This is a genomic window from Bacillus hominis, assembly GCF_018332515.1.
GTDB lineage: Bacteria > Bacillota > Bacilli > Bacillales > Bacillaceae_G > Bacillus_A > Bacillus_A hominis.
This window is the reverse complement of the sequence record NZ_BOQD01000272.1, coordinates 1-1,875: the sequence shown is the minus strand read 5'-3', so window position 1 is coordinate 1,875 and position 1,875 is coordinate 1. Positions and strand designations below refer to the sequence as shown.

The 1,875-nt window shown below is 34.7% G+C and carries 1 protein-coding gene; it reads left to right on the top strand.

Going from position 1 to position 1,875, the window contains the following annotated elements; genetic code table 11:
- Nucleotides 1-297: 297 nt before the first annotated feature.
- Nucleotides 298-1,749, top strand: coding sequence for an MFS transporter (locus KI356_RS22000; protein ID WP_128280399.1), 1,452 nt, complete (start codon nucleotides 298-300; stop codon nucleotides 1,747-1,749).
- Nucleotides 1,750-1,875: the final 126 nt, after the last annotated feature.

Sequence of the window (1,875 nt, the reverse complement as noted above, 5' to 3'; positions counted from 1 at the left end):
AAATATAAAAAGTACCTTATTTTTAATTCGCGCAGGAAGAAAATGGGGGTAAAAAAATAAATTTATGTATTAAAATAAAAAGCTGAAAAAGGCACTCATACAGCGCCTTTTTCAGCTTTTTAAAATACTTAATTACTTAACAAAGGAAGAATCTCATTGGACAAATAATTAATTATGTGAAACAATAATAACAGATAAGGAGACGTTGCTTTTCCTTAAGTGCTTCGTATTGAATTTATTCTAGTAAGAGAAGGTGTGCTTAAAGAAGTTAAATTAAATAAGGAGCTGTTTTACTATATGCAACAAAATAATGATTTGAATTTTGAACCTCAAGACGTTAATATTGTCAATCCTAAACAAGCGAGGAAAGCAGTGGTTGCTACTGGCATTGGGAATGCAATGGAGTGGTTTGACTTTGGATTATACGCGTATTTAGCGGTTATTTTAAGTCAAATATTCTTCTCAGGTGTGGATAATAGTGGTTTGCAACTTGTACTAACATTTGGTACATTTGCGGCGGCCTTTCTAGTTCGACCAATCGGAGGTATTTTCTTTGGTAGAATAGGAGATAAATACGGCCGAAAGATTGTTTTAAGTACAACTATTATTTTAATGGCACTTTCTACATTATTCATCGCATTACTACCAACCTATGAACAAATTGGTGTATGGGCACCAATACTACTTTTAGTTGCTCGAATGATTCAAGGCTTCTCTACAGGCGGCGAATATTCAGGAGCAATGGTTTATATCGCAGAATCTTCTCCAGATAAAAAGCGTGGTATACTCGGTAGTGGTCTTGAAATTGGAACACTCTCAGGTTACATTGCTGCTTCGGTAATTGTTACCATTTTGACGTTATTGTTAACAGATGAGCAAATGCTCAGCTGGGGATGGCGTATTCCTTTCTTAATTGCGGCACCAATTGGTTTGGTCGGTTTATATTTACGACGTCATTTAGATGAATCTCCAATCTTTCAAGAGATGGAAAAAGCACAAGAGGAATCTGAAGACAATGAACCATTTTCATTTATTGATATATTAAAATATCACAAAAAAGACTTCTTATTAAGCACAATAATTGTTGCCTTCTTTAACATTACAAACTATATGATCCTTTCGTATATTCCTTCTTATCTAACACAAGTATTAAAAGTCGAAGAAACAACTGGCTTATTAATCATTTCAATCACGATGGCATTGATGATTCCACTGGCACTTTATTTCGGTAAATTAAGTGATAAAGTTGGTAATAAGCGCGTAGTACAAATCGGTTTAATTGGTTTAGCAGTATGTTCAATTCCAGCATTTTTACTAATAGGCAACGGACATATTGTAGCCATGTTTGCGGGTATTTTCGTTTTAGGTTTATTCCTTAGTGTTTATGAAGGAACATTGCCTTCGTTATTACCAGCACTCTTTTTCACCGATGTACGTTATCGAGCACTTTCGATCTCCTTTAACATTTCTGTATCGATATTCGGTGGGACAACACCGCTCGTATGTTCATACTTAGTTCATGCAACTGGTAACCCGCTCGCACCGGCATTTTATTTAACAGGTGTAAGTATTATTGGATTAATTGCATTTAGTGTACTATTCGTTACAACATCAGGACGTGCGCTAAAAGGTTCTTATCCTACAGTAGAAACGAAAAAAGAAGCACACCTAATCGCTAAAGAAGACCCAGAAGAAACACTTTGGTGGCATGAAGAATCTTTAGCAATTGAAGCAGGGAAGAATGCTTAAGTTTGAAAAGTAATTTGTTGTTAAATCGATATTTCTTGTCGAAACGTTGATATATTTGATTTTGCGTCGATATAATTTCATTTACTAGTACAATCTTAAGTAAGAAGAAAAAGAATCTAGTCAAAA

Excerpts from the sequence above, each read along its gene's own strand:
- KI356_RS22000 (WP_128280399.1), top strand. The coding sequence starts at position 298 with ATGCAACAAAATAATGATTTGAATTTTGAACCTCAAGACGTTAATATT.